Origin of the sequence: Paenibacillus sp. GYB004, assembly GCF_036577605.1 — a bacterium.
GTDB lineage: Bacteria > Bacillota > Bacilli > Paenibacillales > NBRC-103111 > Paenibacillus_AB > Paenibacillus_AB oceani.
The window spans coordinates 366,842-381,326 of record NZ_JARBDB010000004.1 but is presented as its reverse complement, the minus strand read 5'-3'; the positions used below and the strand labels follow the sequence as shown (position 1 = coordinate 381,326).

Below are 14,485 nucleotides of genomic sequence, written 5' to 3'. Positions count from 1 at the left end.
TCTTTCACCCGCTCCCCCTCGCCTTCCGGGGTTTGGCCGCCGGTATCCCGAGCGCCCCGGTTAACCGGCCGAATATCCGTTTAACGGCCGGCGCTTTATTCGGCGCAGCCGGTTCGATGCCGCATACGGCTGACAGCAGACGGACGATATCGTCCAGATCGCGGTTAAGCGGATGCTTGCCGGTCAGCAGCTCCAGCAGTTTCCCCTGATTAACCGTCTCCGTCAGGTCGGAATATTTGCCGACTTTGCCGATTAGCGAGAGCCCGGTTTCCTTGCGCACGTCCTGGTGCCGGATGCCCCCCGAGCCGCCGCTCCCTTCCGCCTGGGTCAGTATAAGATCGAACGATTCGGCCGCCAACCCGATTACCGGACATAATCCTCGCAGCCACCGGTCCGTATCCTCCTGAAAATGCGCGAGATCCGGAGTCGTCACCAAGATCCTCGTATCGGCCTGCAGCAAAGCGCATATCGTAGCCGCGTTGTCCCAGTACGCATTCACTTCGACGATACATACGTCGAACGTCCGTCTGGCCGTCCGGAGCAGATGCTCGATATCCTCCGCCGTAAAAAACTCCGCCTGCTCGCGAAGCTGATTGCCGAACAGGATGCGCAAATTCGGCCGTCCTTTTACCTGCTCGCAGTATAAATGAAGCCTGTCGGGCCGCAGGCTTTGCGACCGGATCTCTGCGCGCAGATGGTCCAGGCTCGCTTCGGGTTTCTCCAAACCCAAGTAGCGGTGAAGCTTCGAGCTTTTTAAATTCAGGCACAAATATCCGACCGAACGCCGGGTACTCGCGGCCAAACGTACGGCTGTGCCGAACGACACGAACGTCGTCCCGATATTCGGAGTCGAGCCGACGAACGTGATGCATGGGCTCCCTCCGGCGGCAGCCGTTCCCGACTCCCCGTATATCCGCTGCATCAGCATACCCGTTATCGTCTCGATCGTGCGATGCGGAGGGATGTAGGAAATACCGCCCATCAGGCAATATTTGATCCATTTCCCGTTCTCTGCGGTATCGTGCCGGTCTGACAACATAACGGTCAGCTCAGCGCCGGGGGCCGCTTCCTTCATCTGTTCGACGTATTCGCAAAAAGCCGCATAATCGAAAAAACGGTCCGACATTACGATATGGCCGAAATCGGGCAGATTGGCCGATTCTATGAAAGATTCCGGCTGGCGGAACAAGACGACGCGGTCACCGTCCGGCGCCTCCCAGCTCAGCCAAACCTCGCAAAGCGCTTCGTCCCGCGTAAGTAAAGCAATATGCACTCTCCGTCATCTCCTGCCTGTAGTGTGGATCGAATCCTCCGTAAGCGATGAAGCGGACAAAGCAATGACAAGCTTCGTCTTCTTCGTCTTGCAAGCCCGGTCGATCGCGAGCCATTCTTCCTCGGTCAAATTCAGATTGATCTGGTCGATCGAACCGTTCGCTTCTCTCCGGGAGGCATACATTTTCTCGACGTCTCCGTTCACCCGGGACATGAGGTTGGATGACTTCGGATTGTCCACCTCGACGTTCGACGAGGATTTGACGGATGCGACCGTAATCTCCTGGGCGAACAGCCTCGCAGACTCTCCCTCGCTGCCGGACAAATACAGCTTGACCCGGTCTCCGGCTCGAATCCCGTTGGACAGCGACAAGATGTACTCCTTCGGAATCTGGAACGTCGACTGGCCGCGCGAAGGCAGCAGATGGAACTTGTCTACTTTCCAGGCCAATACGGGCTCATCCGTACCCAGCGGGACGACCGCCTCCTGTCCTGCGACAAGCGAAATATCGGTGAACATCCCTTCCATCAGCGAGCCGGCCAAGACCGGCCTGTAGGCGAGCAGCGAAGCGTCGATCATCGTACCCGCCGGTATAAAATCTTTCGGAACGACCACATTCACCGTCTGCTGCAATTCCACCTGCCTAAGCTGCAGCTTGTATACGCCGTAGACGAGCAGCGACGCCATCAAGGCAGCCGATAAGCTGATCAGCAGGTTGCGTCTTTTGTTTACCAACGTTTCACCTCCGCAACGTATAAAAGGACGCAAGACGGCCGGTTTCCCGATCGTCTGCGTCCTTCGCAAACGTTTCATTAAGATACACATATAATAACATTAATGTTCTTTTTTGTAAACTTTTATTTACATAAAAATAGCCATTATCCGCGTTATTATCCAACGCAGCCTAATGGCGGTGCTTCCGCGTCATGACTCCCTCTTACCCTTCCTAATAATTACCATAAACGAGAGGCGGTAGTCAAGCTCTTTTGTTTTCTGTGGGCCAGACAGGGCGGAACGGAGGGCGCCGGCATCGTTCCCGCCGCTTACGTATCGAACCGGAACCCTTGCTCCTCCAAATAGTCCCGCAAATACGCCCGGACCGGCCGCTTGAACTTGTCCGCCATCTCGCGCGACCAGGTCGTATCGCGCTTGCCGTTCGTCCGTTCGATGTAATATTCCCGCGTCGTGCGGTCGTACTCCTCAACCGATTCCGCCTTCTTCTCGTCGTCCTCGTACGTCTCGCGGTGAAGCACGGCGCGCAACGGCAGCCGCGGCCGCAAGGACGGCTCCTGATCCGGATAGCCGAGGCACATGCCGAACACCGGGAAGACGAGCTCGGGAATATGAAGCAGCGGGGTGATCGCTCGCAGGTCGTTCCGGATTCCGCCGATATACACGATGCCGAGTCCGAGCGATTCCGCGGCAATGGCGGCGTTTTGGGCGGCGAGCGCGACATCGACAGCCGCGACGACGAAGTTTTCCATCGTACCGGATACCATCTGTACGTTATGTTGCTCGCACGCAAGCCGGGCTCTCCGCAAATCCGCACACCAAATGAGCAGCACCGGGCACGACTCGACATGCTGCTGATTGCCGGCTATGGCCGATATCGCCCGTTTCGTCTCCGGATTGGTAACGGCGATCACGCTGTACGCCTGAACGTTGCTGGAAGTGGACGCCATCTGGGCGGAGCTGACGATCGATTCGACGAGCTCGTCGGCCACCTTGTCGGGTTTGTATTTGCGTACGGAACGATGAGACTGCAGCAGTTCGATGACCGGGTTCATAAATAATCCTCCGCCTTTCCCGGAACGCCGAGTCCTCTGAGGACAAACACGGCGGCGTCGCGGTACATATTGTCGAATGTCGGCACGCCGTCGCTTAACAGCGGCAGAAAATAATCCGTATTTTTGTGAAACAGCAGCGTACCCATAATAAAAAACATCGTATTGTCGAGCGAGCGGAACTGAAACACGCCGGATTGCCGTCCCTTCTCCAGAAGCTCTCTAACTTTTTTCCATACGGGAAAAATGTTCTGCTGAATAATCGCCACCCGCGGCGACTGCTTGAAAATCTCCTGCTGGATGATGATGACGAGCTCGGGATCGCTTAACCGGAACCGCGTCACTTCCTCCACCAGCTTTTTAAGACCGACGATCGGGTCATGGAAGAACGGTTCGTACGCTTCCAGCCGGTTGCCGGGGAAAAACTGGGCGAACAGGGCGCCGAACACATTATCCTTCCCGCCGAAATGATAAGAGACGAGCGCCACATTGGCCCCCGCCTCCTCGCATATTTGCCTGACGGATGTGCCGTCGAATCCTTGCCTCGCGAACAGGGTTCTGGCTGCCAGCAATATTTTCATCTTGATATCGAGTTCCGTGGTAGCCATCCGATTCTCCTATCCGATACCGTTTGAAATCATTATGGCGAATCTACTCCGAATGTGCAAGCTTCGCCGCGGCAACCGTGCCGTGAGCCGAAGCCGTCTCTTTACGCAATGCCGTAACCAGCAGCCCGAGCACCGCAGTGACCAGCACGATCAGCAGCAGGCTCCAGGACGCTCCCGCCGCGCCGGGACCGCCAAACAGCAGGTTCATATTGCCTTCGACGGCATAGGTGGCCGGCAAGTAATCGCCCAGCCCGCGGTAAAACCCGTTCAGCAGCTCGCGCGGCACCATCGCCCCCGAGGAGACGAGCTGAGCGGACAGCGCGATAATATTCAGCAGCATGCCTGCATTGCCGAGCAGCAGCAAAAACAGCTGGGAGAAAAATAAAAACGCGAGCAGACACAGCGTCAAAAATCCCCATAACGCCATAAACCCGTGGACCGATTGTCCGCCGAGCAGCAGGACCAAGGAGGTGCCTACAAGCGCGGTGACGACCGCTGCGATGCCGTTCAGCACCGCCCTGGCGGCAAATTTGCTCCACTTGCCCGCCTGCGCTCCGATCAGATTCGAAGACTGCTGCAGGTTCATTCCCATAATCATCGAGCCTACATACGACGCAAGCACGAGCATCATCGGCACCATCTGATTGCTCATGCCGGACACGGGGTTCGTAAATTGAATGCTGGAGGTCACACGCTCCGACAAAGCTTGGGCCGTGCTCTGCGCCTGAGCCGCCGGAACGTTCATCTGTGTCAGCACGGCCTGCGCTCCGGCCGCGATCGCCTTCTTGTTGACGGTTGCCGTTACGCCGGCGGCGACGCTGGACATCATACTTTTGATCAGCGCGGGATTCGATTCGTTGATCCAATATTGCAGTTCCGTTTTCTGACCCGGCGTTTGCAACTGGGCGGATAAAGCAGGAGGCAGATGCAGCACCATCTGAACGCTCCGCTCCTCCAGCTTCTGCTTGGCGGCATCGAGACTGCTCTCCGTCACGATCTGAAACGGAAGCTGCTGCCCGAGCTGCTCGGCCAGCTGCCGGCCAACCCCGGCGTCCTCGTTCACTACGGCGATCGTCAAGTTGGCCGTATTGTCCGTTACGCCGTCATATCCCGTCATCCATACGATGCTAAAAATAAGTTGAAACATAATCGCGGTGGCGATACCGATTTTGGTCGGCGTTTTGTGCAGAAAAGCTTTTAAGGCGTTTCCCATCCTTGTGTGCTCCTTCCGGAATTTCAGAAATTCCATTTAAACATTCGTTTGAATTAAACGTTTGTTTAATACAATACCAGCAGAAATGGAAGATGTCAACGGGAGAGATTTTGTCCGGTCCATCATCCATCCATGGGGATCAGACACTCCGAAACGCAAAAGAAGCCCTTCGGCAACGTGAAGGACTTCTCCTATATCATACTAAGTGATTTATGGAGATACAAGTAGCGGAACCGTTGTATATAACCACCTAACAGCGCCGCCTGTCCGGCACCCGCACGTCCGGTGTACGCTCTCCATGCTTAGGACAGCAACAAAGGCTGGAGCAAGATAGCCAGTGCCTGCAACGAAACGCAGTCTGTTCTGATCTATTCCGTTTTGTCTCATCCCCCGCCCTACCCGACCTGGACGCCGATCCTCACATCGGCGCCGAAGCTGCCGGCGCGGGCCAGCTTCAACTTGAAGATGAGGTTGGTCGCGTCAGCCGCATGCAGCCGGATGTATTCAAGCTCCCCGTCCCACGTATCGTCCCGATCTTCGACGCTCCAGTTCACTTCCCGAAAGTCCGGCTGGTACACCATTCGATGCGGCACCGTAATCGTCTGCTCCGCCGGATCGGACATGTCGAACCCGAACGATACCCGCGTCTGCGTACTGTAGGGGACATTGCTCCATGCGGCGCTAATGTCCCACAGCTGCGCGCGGTTGTTCAGGTCCGGGCGGCTGCCGGCGAACAGCGGCCGGGTCGTGCTGTTGTTGATGACGAGGCGAATCTGCTCGCATGTCGGCGTGCCGGCAGAGGTGAACGCCGTCGCGGCTTCGTTGATCGTACCGGTGACATAGTTGCCCCGGTTCACATTTCCCGCACCGGCATCCCGCAGCAGTCCGGAGCCGCCCGTCACATCCCGCACGCTCAGTTCGACCGTCGATGTGACGGCACGAACGACGACCGCATCTCCGTGTACCCGGTGGGCATTGACCCCAATCGACTGGCTGACTCCTTCGATTATGGCTGCGCTGCCGGCGTAGTAGCTGCCGGTGGACGTGTTGGCGTATCCTTTGCTGGTGAGCCGGATCGTATTGTACGCGCCTTTGACATGAAGCGACGGCCAGCCGTCCTGACTGGGCGCATTGCGCTGCACGTGCAGTCCGGAAATTTGCATGCCCCATGTCGACTCGCAAAGACAGCCCTCCAGCGGAGGCTGCGCCGCTGCTCCGGCCAGGGTCGCGTTGTACTCCGGCGGACGACGGCCATTGGCGTGTACTTCCAATATCGAGACGACGCCCCAGGCGCCGTCCTGAAAGCGCGCGCCGCCCCGGTTATTTTCGCTGACAATGTGCTCGGCCTTGATCCGGCATACCCCGCGCGTCCGCAGTCCGTATCCGTAGTACACGCCATAAATATGCACAAACCCAAGCTCGCAATGGCCGTCGTAAGGGCTAGTCTCATCCAGCACGATCCCGTCCAGCGTGTCGCCCGGGAACAGCGAGGAGCTGCGGTTGGCGATCGCGTAATAGTCGGGGCGGGGCTTCACGCCAACGACGCCGAATACGATTTTATCGAGCAAAATGTCCCCGGGACCGCGAAAAACGACCGCTTCCTCTCCCGAAGCTCTGCCGTGCAGCTCGACCGTCGAATACCGCTCGTACTCCTGCCCGGGATCGCCCATGCACTCGCTGTACAAGGCATGCTCGGCAATATTGTACACCTCGACATTCATCCGGTAAGCCCATCCGTACAGCGCCAGCGCGGAGCCGCGGGCATTGTTGACGCTGTTGTCTTCCTCGCGCCAGCTTTTGGCCAAATAATTGCCGTCGATCGTCAGTTGCTCGACGCCGAAATATCTCGGCGCAAGCGCGGCTCCGTTCGTATTGCCCCTCAGAACGGCGAAGTCCCGGGTTTCAAACACATTGCAGTCGGACCCGGCCTTCAGCCGGATCACGGTTACGCCCTTGCCGGAGCCTCGCACGTAGTTGCCCGTTCCCAGCACAAGCGGCGCAGATATTTCGAATACGCCGCACGGCAGCAGAACCGGGCAGCCTAGCGCCAGTGCGGCATTGATCGCCGACGTGCAATCATAAGTCGACGTGCCGTCCACGATTCCCGCCCGTTCGGCTGCGGGAATAAAATCCATAACGTTGACATAGCCTTCCGAGCCGCACCCGGCCGCGCAAGCTTTGCCCGCCTCTCCTCCATAAGTGTGCATGGATACGGTGGAACGCCCGTCCGCCCTCGCCCCCGGTATCTCGCCTTTCCATAACACGCCTGCCGCCAGTACCGTAGCGGTTGCTCCCATTCCGGCCAGCAGCCCGCGTCTGGTCATCTTCGCGCTTTCTGTCATCCGTTATTCCTCCTTGTGCGGCGCGCCCCGACGAAAATCGCGACGCGCCGCCGTTTTTGGGGATCGATCCGCAGCCGTTGCGGATTCCTGCCTCGGCTTGCCGGGATTAAGTCACTTTCTCTTCTCCGCTTCGATCGCCTTATTGGTCGCCTCCTCGGCTTCCCTCAGCACCGTGTTGATGTCCTTGACGCCGTACACGTAGTTGCGCAATGCTGTCGAATATTGCGAATACGCGATCTGGTCGTAACGGGAAGCCACATAAGGATCGGCGCCGTCGTTATGGTAAAAGGCAGCGACGTTTTTCCCCTTGAAGATGGGGGAATTTTCCCACAGCCGCTTCTGGATTTCCGGGTTGACGAGCACGGTCATTTGTCCGTTTTTGTGGTTTTCGAGCTGCACTTCGTCGGACAGCAGATGGGCGATGACGCGGAACGCCTCTTCCTTGTGCTTGCTCGTCTTCGTGATGATCAGACCGTTGCCGTAAGCGCCCATCACTCCGCGCCCCTGTCCGGCAAATACGGGATAGGACGCGACATCCCATTTAGTGCCGCTGTTCTCCAGCTCCGTCAGCAGCACTTCGAGAATGTTGATGTCCGCGTACATCGCCGCCGTTTTGTCCTTGATGAACCGGTCACGGGTGTTGAACAAGTCTTTGGACTCTGCGGCGCGATTGCCGGGAATATCGTAGATCGCCTTCCACGTCTCGAACATCTTCTTCCATCCGTCGCTCTGAATCGCGGCCTTGTCCGTCGCCCGATCCACATAGGGGAGCGACAATTGGGTCTGCATCGGCCGAGGCGCCCCGATCAGCAGGCCCTGGTACTGGATATTGCTATCCTGCACGCTCAGTTTACGGGATAGCGCGATATAATCGTCCCATGTCATGCCGTCCTTCGGATAGGGCGCTCCGAATTTGTCGAACAGATCGCGGTTGTAATAGACGGCCGAGGCGCTCCGCACCCGGGGCATGCTGTACAGCTCGCCGTTTTGCCCGATGCTGCGGACAAACTCGATCGCCTTCGGATCGATCCGGTTCAGATCGAATTGTTCGGAACGAACGAGCGGCTGCAAATCGGCGGGTATGTCCCTGGAGAGCATATCGTGCAAACCAAGCAGCCCGTCGTCGATAATATCCGGCAATTCCTTCGAGACAATCAGCTCATCCAGATGCTTGCTGTCCCGGCACTCCAGATTGACGAGCGTAATATGCGGATATTTCTTCTTGACCGGCGCGGCAAAATTGCGCTCGAATTCCTCCGGGGATACTTTGTAGCAGCGCAGAAGAACCGACAACGTAACCGGTTCCGGCGCTGCCGAAACGGCCGGCTCCGGCGGCTTTGCGCTTTCGCTTTGCCCTGCGCTGCATCCGGCAAGCAAAGCAGCGGTGCACAAACCAATTGTAAACGTTTTCATTTTTGTCGAGATTGCCATCGTTTTTCCCCCTAAGTTTGAATCGATACTTACCACTTACGGCTTGCGGCCGAAGTTATTGCTCCGCAATCGTTGACCGTTCGCAGCCGCCAGCCGGTTGCAGCCGGCGGCCTCGGCCGCCCAGCTGTTACAGCGACATGTAAGCGTCATAGGCATCCTGATGGATACGCAGCTTGCGCGCAAGTCCCATCCGGCGCAATTCCTCCATGTACTCTTCCCATTCCTCGTTTATACCGCCGACTATGATCCATTTTGCTTCCATCTCGCTCTGGTACGACTGGATATCCGCGTCCAGCTTGCTCAGCTGGAGCAGTTGGTCGACGGTGTAGTACACGTACTGGGGAAACGTTTCTTCCTCGCTGACGATAAACGGCTTGTACATCTGATACGCCGCCTGACGAAGACTGCTCGTCTCGTCCGGCACATACCGCCCGATCATCGTTTTCGTAAAGTACAGGGGGAGCGAATTGTACGGCGCAGCTTTGCCGATCCACGCCTCCAGCACCTGCTCTCCGGCAGGCAGCGGATTTTGCGCGATCTTGCCGTCCCCGGTACGACGGATATGGCTGTCGAACGGACCTCGCCACAGTTGAAAGGCGGTGTCCTCCTCATTCATCGCGTCGATCAGCCGCATCGTCGCCTCCGGGTAGCGGTTGGCCGATGTGATCGAAAACGTATTCGGCGTGATCCGGTTGTCCTGACGCCGCCAGGTGCGGTCGCCGTTCGGCCCGGCCAGCGGCGGCACGAAGGCGTAACGTTTCAGCCGCTCCAGCGAGCCCAGCTCCACATTGCCCAGAAACGCGGTAAAAGCGCCGTACACGATCTCGGGTCCGCTGCCCTTGGCCATAAAGCGGCGGCCGTCCTGGGTAAACGTCTCCGGGTCGAGCAATTGTTCCTCGTACAATTGACGCATATACCGAATCGCTTCCTTGTAGGCCGGCTGAATCGGCTCGTAATGGACCTGGCCGTTCTTCACCGTCAGCTTGCTGCCGTCCGGATTAAGCACCCCGAACGCATTGAACAGCGCATGAAAGTTCTGATTGATACCGCTGTACAGCGACGCAAGCGGAATCTCGTCCGCCAGCCCGTTGCCGTTCGGATCGCCATCCTTAAACGCCCTCAGCACATGCAGCAGCTCGTCGGTCGTCTGCGGCAGTTCGAGCCCGAGCTTGTCGAGCCATTCCCGGTTGATCGCCAGCTGGTTCCGGTAGGTCATATAATCGTTAGCCTCCATGAAGCCCAGCGCGTAAATATGGCCGTCCGGCGTGGTCGCCGCTTTCCGGGCTTCCGGGTACAAGTCGAATACCCGCTTGATGTTCGGCGCGTAGCGGTCGATCAGCCCTTCCAGCGGAATGAGCGTCCCTTGGCTTCCATACCGCACCACATCGCTGGAGGTCAGCCCGGAGAAAAATACATCCGGCAGTTCGCCGTTCAGAAACATCCACTTTTTCCGCTCGTTGTACTGATCCGCCGCAATCGCTTCCCACTGCAAGCGGACACCGGTTGTTCGCTCCAGCTCCCGCAGCGTCTGCATATCGGCAAAATCGCCGTGGGTAACCGTTTTCCGCACGACAGCCCGCAGCGTCACCGGCTGGGATACGATCGGCAGCCCGCTCTCCTGAAACCCGTATCCGCGACTACCGGCTGCTCCTGGTTCCCCTTCGTTCTCCGTCGCCCAGTCGTCCGTGGCGCGTCCGCCTGCCGGAGCCGTCATCCAGACGGCGACGCCGAACGCCGCAGCCAGCACACAACCGCCGATCCACAAACCGATGGGGCGTCGACGCTGTCCCGCTTCTGCTCCGTCTCTCATCTGTGCCTTGCCGGAGCCTGCCCCTACATGTCGTTGTGGATCGACTTCTTTTCCCCGAAACCAAGACCGCATCGTCAGCTTCCACGCCCCCTGTTTCCTTCTGTCGCCAGCCTCCCCCGGAGCGTTGCGTGTTGTGAAGCAACCTCACTATACCGCCGGGAGGGGGCACCTTGTAAAGCGTCCGTTGGCATCCGCATATGCGAACCGTTACATTCGCGCCCGGGCAGGCACAGTCCGTCAGGATTCGGATATTCCATCCTTTACAACAAGCTTCCGGTACTCGCCCGGCGTCAAGCCTTCGCATTCGCGAAACTTGCGGATGAAGCTGGACGTGCTGGCGTATCCGATCCGCGAAACCAGCTCCGCAATGTTGACGTCTCCCTCTCGCAGCAACGCCTTGGCCTTATTCATCCGCACCTGGTTCAAAACCTGCGACACCGTATAACCCGTCTGATCCTTGAAGTAACGGCTCAAATAAGAGGACGACATGCCCAGCGCTTCCGCCATCGTCTGCAAGGAAAAATGGTAGTCCGCATAATGCCGGTCGATATATGCAAGCAGCTCTTCCTTGAGCGCGAAATTGCCGCTTTCCTTGCTCATCTTGATCCGCTTGCCGATGCTCTGGCTCACCTCGTGCACTAGCTCCGCCAATTCCTCCACCGTTTCGAACGCGAACAGCGACAGCGCATCGGGCAGCGGCAGCGGTTCATCACCCACATTCAGCTCATCGAGCGGGCGCAATACCGTATGAATCAATTCGTAACATATCGATCGGGCCATAAACAGCGAAGGGCCGCTGCGGTGCACAAGCGCCATCACCTCGTCCACGCTCTCTCGAATTTTGTCGGCGTTCCCTTGCTTGAGCGCCACTTCCAGCGCGGCCAATTCGCTTTTGGAATAACCGCCTGCCGCTGCTTCCCCGACGTCGGGGAACGAGATAAGCCGATTCCGGCCTTGTACGAGCCGGTACTCCAGCGCCGTCGTCGCCTCAATATAGGATTGTCCGATCTCTCTCGTCTCGCGCACCGCTCGGCCGAGACCGATGGTTGCCTGCACGCCCCACCTCTCGAAGATCGCCTGACGGCACCGCTCCAGCGCCGCCCGTACGTCCGTCTCTTCCGGTGAAGAAGCGGCGAGCAGCAGCAGCGCCCTGTCCGGCTCTACCGCGTCCAGCGCCCCGCACTCCGTCTCGCTGGCCAGTTGCCGCTCTATAAAGGGAAGTAGCTGCTCTCTGGACAGCGCAGCCTCTTCGCCGCCGGGGGAATCGCGGAACAGGAAGACGGCGATCCGGAAATAGCCGCCCTGGAAATCAAGTCCGCAGTTTTTCCCGGCTTTGTTGAAATCGCCGATGTCCCTGACATGGCCTTTGATCAGTTGGCTTAGCAAAAAGGCGCGCATCGCCGGCTTGCTGCGATGCAGCTGTTCCCTCAGTACGCTGCTGTCTTCCGATATGCCGCTTACGGCGCGGCGAATCGCTTCCATCTCGTCATGGACCGCCGCCCGGCGTCCGGAGAGCGACTCGGCAAATTGCTTCAAGCTGCGCAGCGGATTATAATTCAGCCGCATCAGCATCCAAATGACGGCCGCTCCGAAAAGCAGGGTCACCCCCAGACCGGCCAGCGCCAGCTTCCGGACGCGCACGACCGGAGCGAGTACCCGGCTTTTCTCCACCAGCGTTACGTACGTCCAGGCCATCGGGTGTGCCGAGCGGATATAGGTGGCATAATAAGCCTCGCCGTCCAGCTCCGCTTCGATAGAGCCGTTCCCTTCCGCTCCGATGCGGGACAGCAGGTCCGCAAGATCGAACCGCGATTCCGCTGCAAGTGATGTCACGATCCGCCCGGCGGGATCAACAATAAACGTATTGCCGCCGTAATCGGCCAGCACGTGGCGAATGACCGCCTTGATCGATTGCTCCGACAGCATGAACAGCACGTTGCCGTACGGCGCTTCATCCTTATACGGAATCGGCACCACATACGGAATGATCCGGTCGCCCTGGCGAATCCCCGCCGTTTCGGCCGGACGAAGCCTCACGTCGGCGCCGTCGAGATCGCGTTCGAACTGCTCCTGACTCCATTCTCCGAACTTGTAACTCCCCCCGGCAAACGTATCCAGCGGGTAGGAGCTGAACGAAGAATACAGCATCGGAAAATCTCGCATATGCAAGACCAGCTCGGCAATAAAGCTGTTTCCCGCGGCATAGTTTTTCAATTCGCGGATCACCTTCATCCCCTGGTACACATCCTTGGTCGCCGCATACGGGGTCAACTGGGGATTGCTTGAGATCTGGTACGCGATCTTATCCAGCTCGCCCATGCGGACATCGATCACTTCCTTGACCTGGCTGAGCAGGCTCCAATTGCTGGTGGTCACTTCCTCGCGCAGCGTTCGCATGAAGTCGTTGTACACCAGAAGCCCGATCACCAGCAGCGGTACGGCCAGCACAGCGATATAGGACAACAAATAGCGGTAAAACCATTTCGACCGCATAACGGATGGCTTGTCCACGGAAAGCGTCCTCCTGATCGCAATAAGTTGTTGGTTGTTGGTTGTTGTTTCTTTTCCGTTCTCCTATAAAGAACCATTTTCCAAATGGAGATATACGCTCGAACTATATTCGAGAAAGCAGCATCCGGTTCCTGCCAAGCGCTTGGGAGTACCTGTTATTGCAGCCGAACACGATGCACGCTTTCCACACGATGCATGATGCATGAGCACGATGAATAACCCCGCCCGCCACTGTCTCGGCGATCCGATCATGGAGCCTGCGTCTGAAGCGGCAACAAAAAAACGCCGACGCAGCCGCAGCCGTCAGGCGTTCTCCCGTTCTTGCCCCTGCATACTCCCGATCCCGGACCGGGCGGCTATTAATCCTCCACCCGCAAGTTGCTCCGAATCCGCTTCATCACCCGGTCGAACGCCGCATAGTCTTCGGCGCTCACATCTTGAAGCGCCTGCTGCTCCAACTGCCGGGACTGACTTTTCCACTCGTCGACCATCCGGACGGACTGCTCCGTCAGCTCCACCCGGCGCTCGCGGCGGTCGCGCCCTGGAACGCGGCGAATCCATCCCGCCTTCTCCATACGCGACAGCGTCCGCGTCATCGTCGGCGGCTCCACCGCAAGCTGCTCGGTCAGCTCGACCTGCGTGCACGGGCCGCGCTCCGACAGCAGAAGCACGACCGGCCACTGGGAGCTGTACATACCGGTGGCGGTAAACATTTCGTTCAGCCTGCGGGCGTATACCCTCGCGGTAAAGCTCAGTTTATATCCGAGTCTTTCTTTCACTTGGCTCCCGCTCCTGTCCTGTAGAGTTCCACCGGCATGAGGCAGCCGCCGCCAGCATCCTTGTCACGGGCGGGAAACCGCCGCGGGCGTATCCGGACCGGTTACGATCGTCCATACCGCCTTCTCCCGGTCAGGCAGCCACTCGACTCTGGCGTTCATAAATCCGCGTTGGCCCCGTATATGCTTCAAGAAGTCCCGGTGATAGCCGGGCACGTTCTCATTGTCCCCAATGCCTTCCAGCTCAATCCAGTGCGACGTCTGCTTGTCCGGCTCGTTCGTCGAGAGCGTCCCTTTCACCTCGCGCGCGGTAAGGAGGAAACAAACCGAATGATACGAGCTGCCATAATGGATAAACGTAACGACTCCCGCCGGTTCCAGTCCGGATACTTCCAGCCCCGTCTCCTCCAACATCTCGCGGGCGCACGCCTGCTCGATCGTCTCCGTCAGCTCCACGTGGCCTCCGGGCGGGATAAACATCTGATAAGTCTTATACGCCGGATTCAGCTTGCGAATCATTGCGATTTTGCCATCGCGGACTGCGATGCACGACACTTGTACGCGGACCGAAGACATGAAAGCGAACCTCCGTTTGCCGATAGATCAATAGCTTCTTCGTTCTTCGACATTAAATATTCTACGTCCGCGGTCCAAACACCTTTTAGAGGTTGTTCAAAAAGTCCACTTTTGATCACGAAGCAGATCAGGAAGCCTGCTCGACATCGGATATGGAATTC

11 protein-coding genes are annotated in these 14,485 nt (G+C 58.1%); all 11 read right to left on the bottom strand.

Translation table 11 applies throughout. The annotated features are described in order from the left end of the window. Positions 1-4 precede the first annotated feature (4 nt). The 11 genes from PV433_RS03600 to PV433_RS03550 all read right to left on the bottom strand — a co-directional run bounded on the left by PV433_RS03600 (position 5) and on the right by PV433_RS03550 (position 14,324). The gene (locus PV433_RS03600; RefSeq protein ID WP_332070814.1) at positions 5-1,273 is read right to left on the bottom strand and encodes an AAA family ATPase; all 1,269 of its coding nucleotides are present in this window, start codon (positions 1,271-1,273) and stop codon (positions 5-7) included. Positions 1,274-1,279: 6 nt separating this feature from the next. Further along, on the bottom strand, positions 1,280-2,008 hold the full coding sequence (locus PV433_RS03595) for an SAF domain-containing protein (RefSeq protein ID WP_332070813.1): 729 nt from the start codon (positions 2,006-2,008) through the stop codon (positions 1,280-1,282). Positions 2,009-2,316: 308 nt separating this feature from the next. Further along, positions 2,317-3,060 carry an oxygen-insensitive NADPH nitroreductase gene (nfsA, locus tag PV433_RS03590; protein ID WP_332070812.1) on the bottom strand — a complete coding sequence of 248 codons (744 nt, stop codon included), beginning with the start codon at positions 3,058-3,060 and terminating at the stop codon, positions 2,317-2,319. Next, the gene (locus tag PV433_RS03585) at positions 3,057-3,665 is read right to left on the bottom strand and encodes a TetR family transcriptional regulator (RefSeq protein WP_332070811.1); all 609 of its coding nucleotides are present in this window, start codon (positions 3,663-3,665) and stop codon (positions 3,057-3,059) included. The genes nfsA and PV433_RS03585 overlap by 4 nt, the downstream gene beginning before the upstream one ends. Before the next feature lie 43 nt (positions 3,666-3,708). Continuing rightward, complete coding sequence (locus tag PV433_RS03580) at positions 3,709-4,878, bottom strand: YhgE/Pip domain-containing protein (protein WP_332070810.1); 1,170 nt, start codon at positions 4,876-4,878, stop codon at positions 3,709-3,711. A gap of 395 nt (positions 4,879-5,273) precedes the next feature. After that, positions 5,274-7,220 carry a hypothetical protein gene (locus PV433_RS03575; RefSeq protein WP_332070809.1) on the bottom strand — a complete coding sequence of 649 codons (1,947 nt, stop codon included), beginning with the start codon at positions 7,218-7,220 and terminating at the stop codon, positions 5,274-5,276. A gap of 111 nt (positions 7,221-7,331) precedes the next feature. Next, on the bottom strand, positions 7,332-8,651 hold the full coding sequence (locus tag PV433_RS03570; protein WP_332070808.1) for an ABC transporter substrate-binding protein: 1,320 nt from the start codon (positions 8,649-8,651) through the stop codon (positions 7,332-7,334). 127 nt (positions 8,652-8,778) lie between these two features. Beyond that, positions 8,779-10,461 carry an extracellular solute-binding protein gene (locus PV433_RS03565; RefSeq protein WP_332070807.1) on the bottom strand — a complete coding sequence of 561 codons (1,683 nt, stop codon included), beginning with the start codon at positions 10,459-10,461 and terminating at the stop codon, positions 8,779-8,781. Between the two features lie 237 nt (positions 10,462-10,698). Continuing rightward, the gene (locus PV433_RS03560) at positions 10,699-12,972 is read right to left on the bottom strand and encodes a helix-turn-helix domain-containing protein (protein WP_332070806.1); all 2,274 of its coding nucleotides are present in this window, start codon (positions 12,970-12,972) and stop codon (positions 10,699-10,701) included. A 359-nt stretch (positions 12,973-13,331) separates the two neighbouring features. Next, positions 13,332-13,751: a MarR family winged helix-turn-helix transcriptional regulator gene (locus PV433_RS03555; RefSeq protein WP_190929935.1), complete on the bottom strand. Its 420-nt coding sequence runs from the start codon at positions 13,749-13,751 to the stop codon at positions 13,332-13,334. A gap of 63 nt (positions 13,752-13,814) precedes the next feature. Then, positions 13,815-14,324 (bottom strand): NUDIX domain-containing protein, encoded by a 510-nt coding sequence (locus PV433_RS03550; protein WP_332070805.1) that lies wholly within the window; start codon positions 14,322-14,324, stop codon positions 13,815-13,817. Positions 14,325-14,485: the final 161 nt, after the last annotated feature.

Bases quoted from the DNA above. Each gene is read 5' to 3' on its own strand.
- PV433_RS03585 (WP_332070811.1), bottom strand. From the start codon at position 3,665: ATGGCTACCACGGAACTCGATATCAAGATGAAAATATTGCTGGCAGCC.
- nfsA (WP_332070812.1), bottom strand. From the start codon at position 3,060: ATGAACCCGGTCATCGAACTGCTGCAGTCTCATCGTTCCGTACGCAAA.
- PV433_RS03580 (WP_332070810.1), bottom strand. From the start codon at position 4,878: ATGGGAAACGCCTTAAAAGCTTTTCTGCACAAAACGCCGACCAAAATC.
- PV433_RS03550 (WP_332070805.1), bottom strand. From the start codon at position 14,324: ATGTCTTCGGTCCGCGTACAAGTGTCGTGCATCGCAGTCCGCGATGGC.
- PV433_RS03565 (WP_332070807.1), bottom strand. From the start codon at position 10,461: ATGAGAGACGGAGCAGAAGCGGGACAGCGTCGACGCCCCATCGGTTTG.
- PV433_RS03575 (WP_332070809.1), bottom strand. From the start codon at position 7,220: ATGACAGAAAGCGCGAAGATGACCAGACGCGGGCTGCTGGCCGGAATG.
- PV433_RS03570 (WP_332070808.1), bottom strand. From the start codon at position 8,651: ATGGCAATCTCGACAAAAATGAAAACGTTTACAATTGGTTTGTGCACC.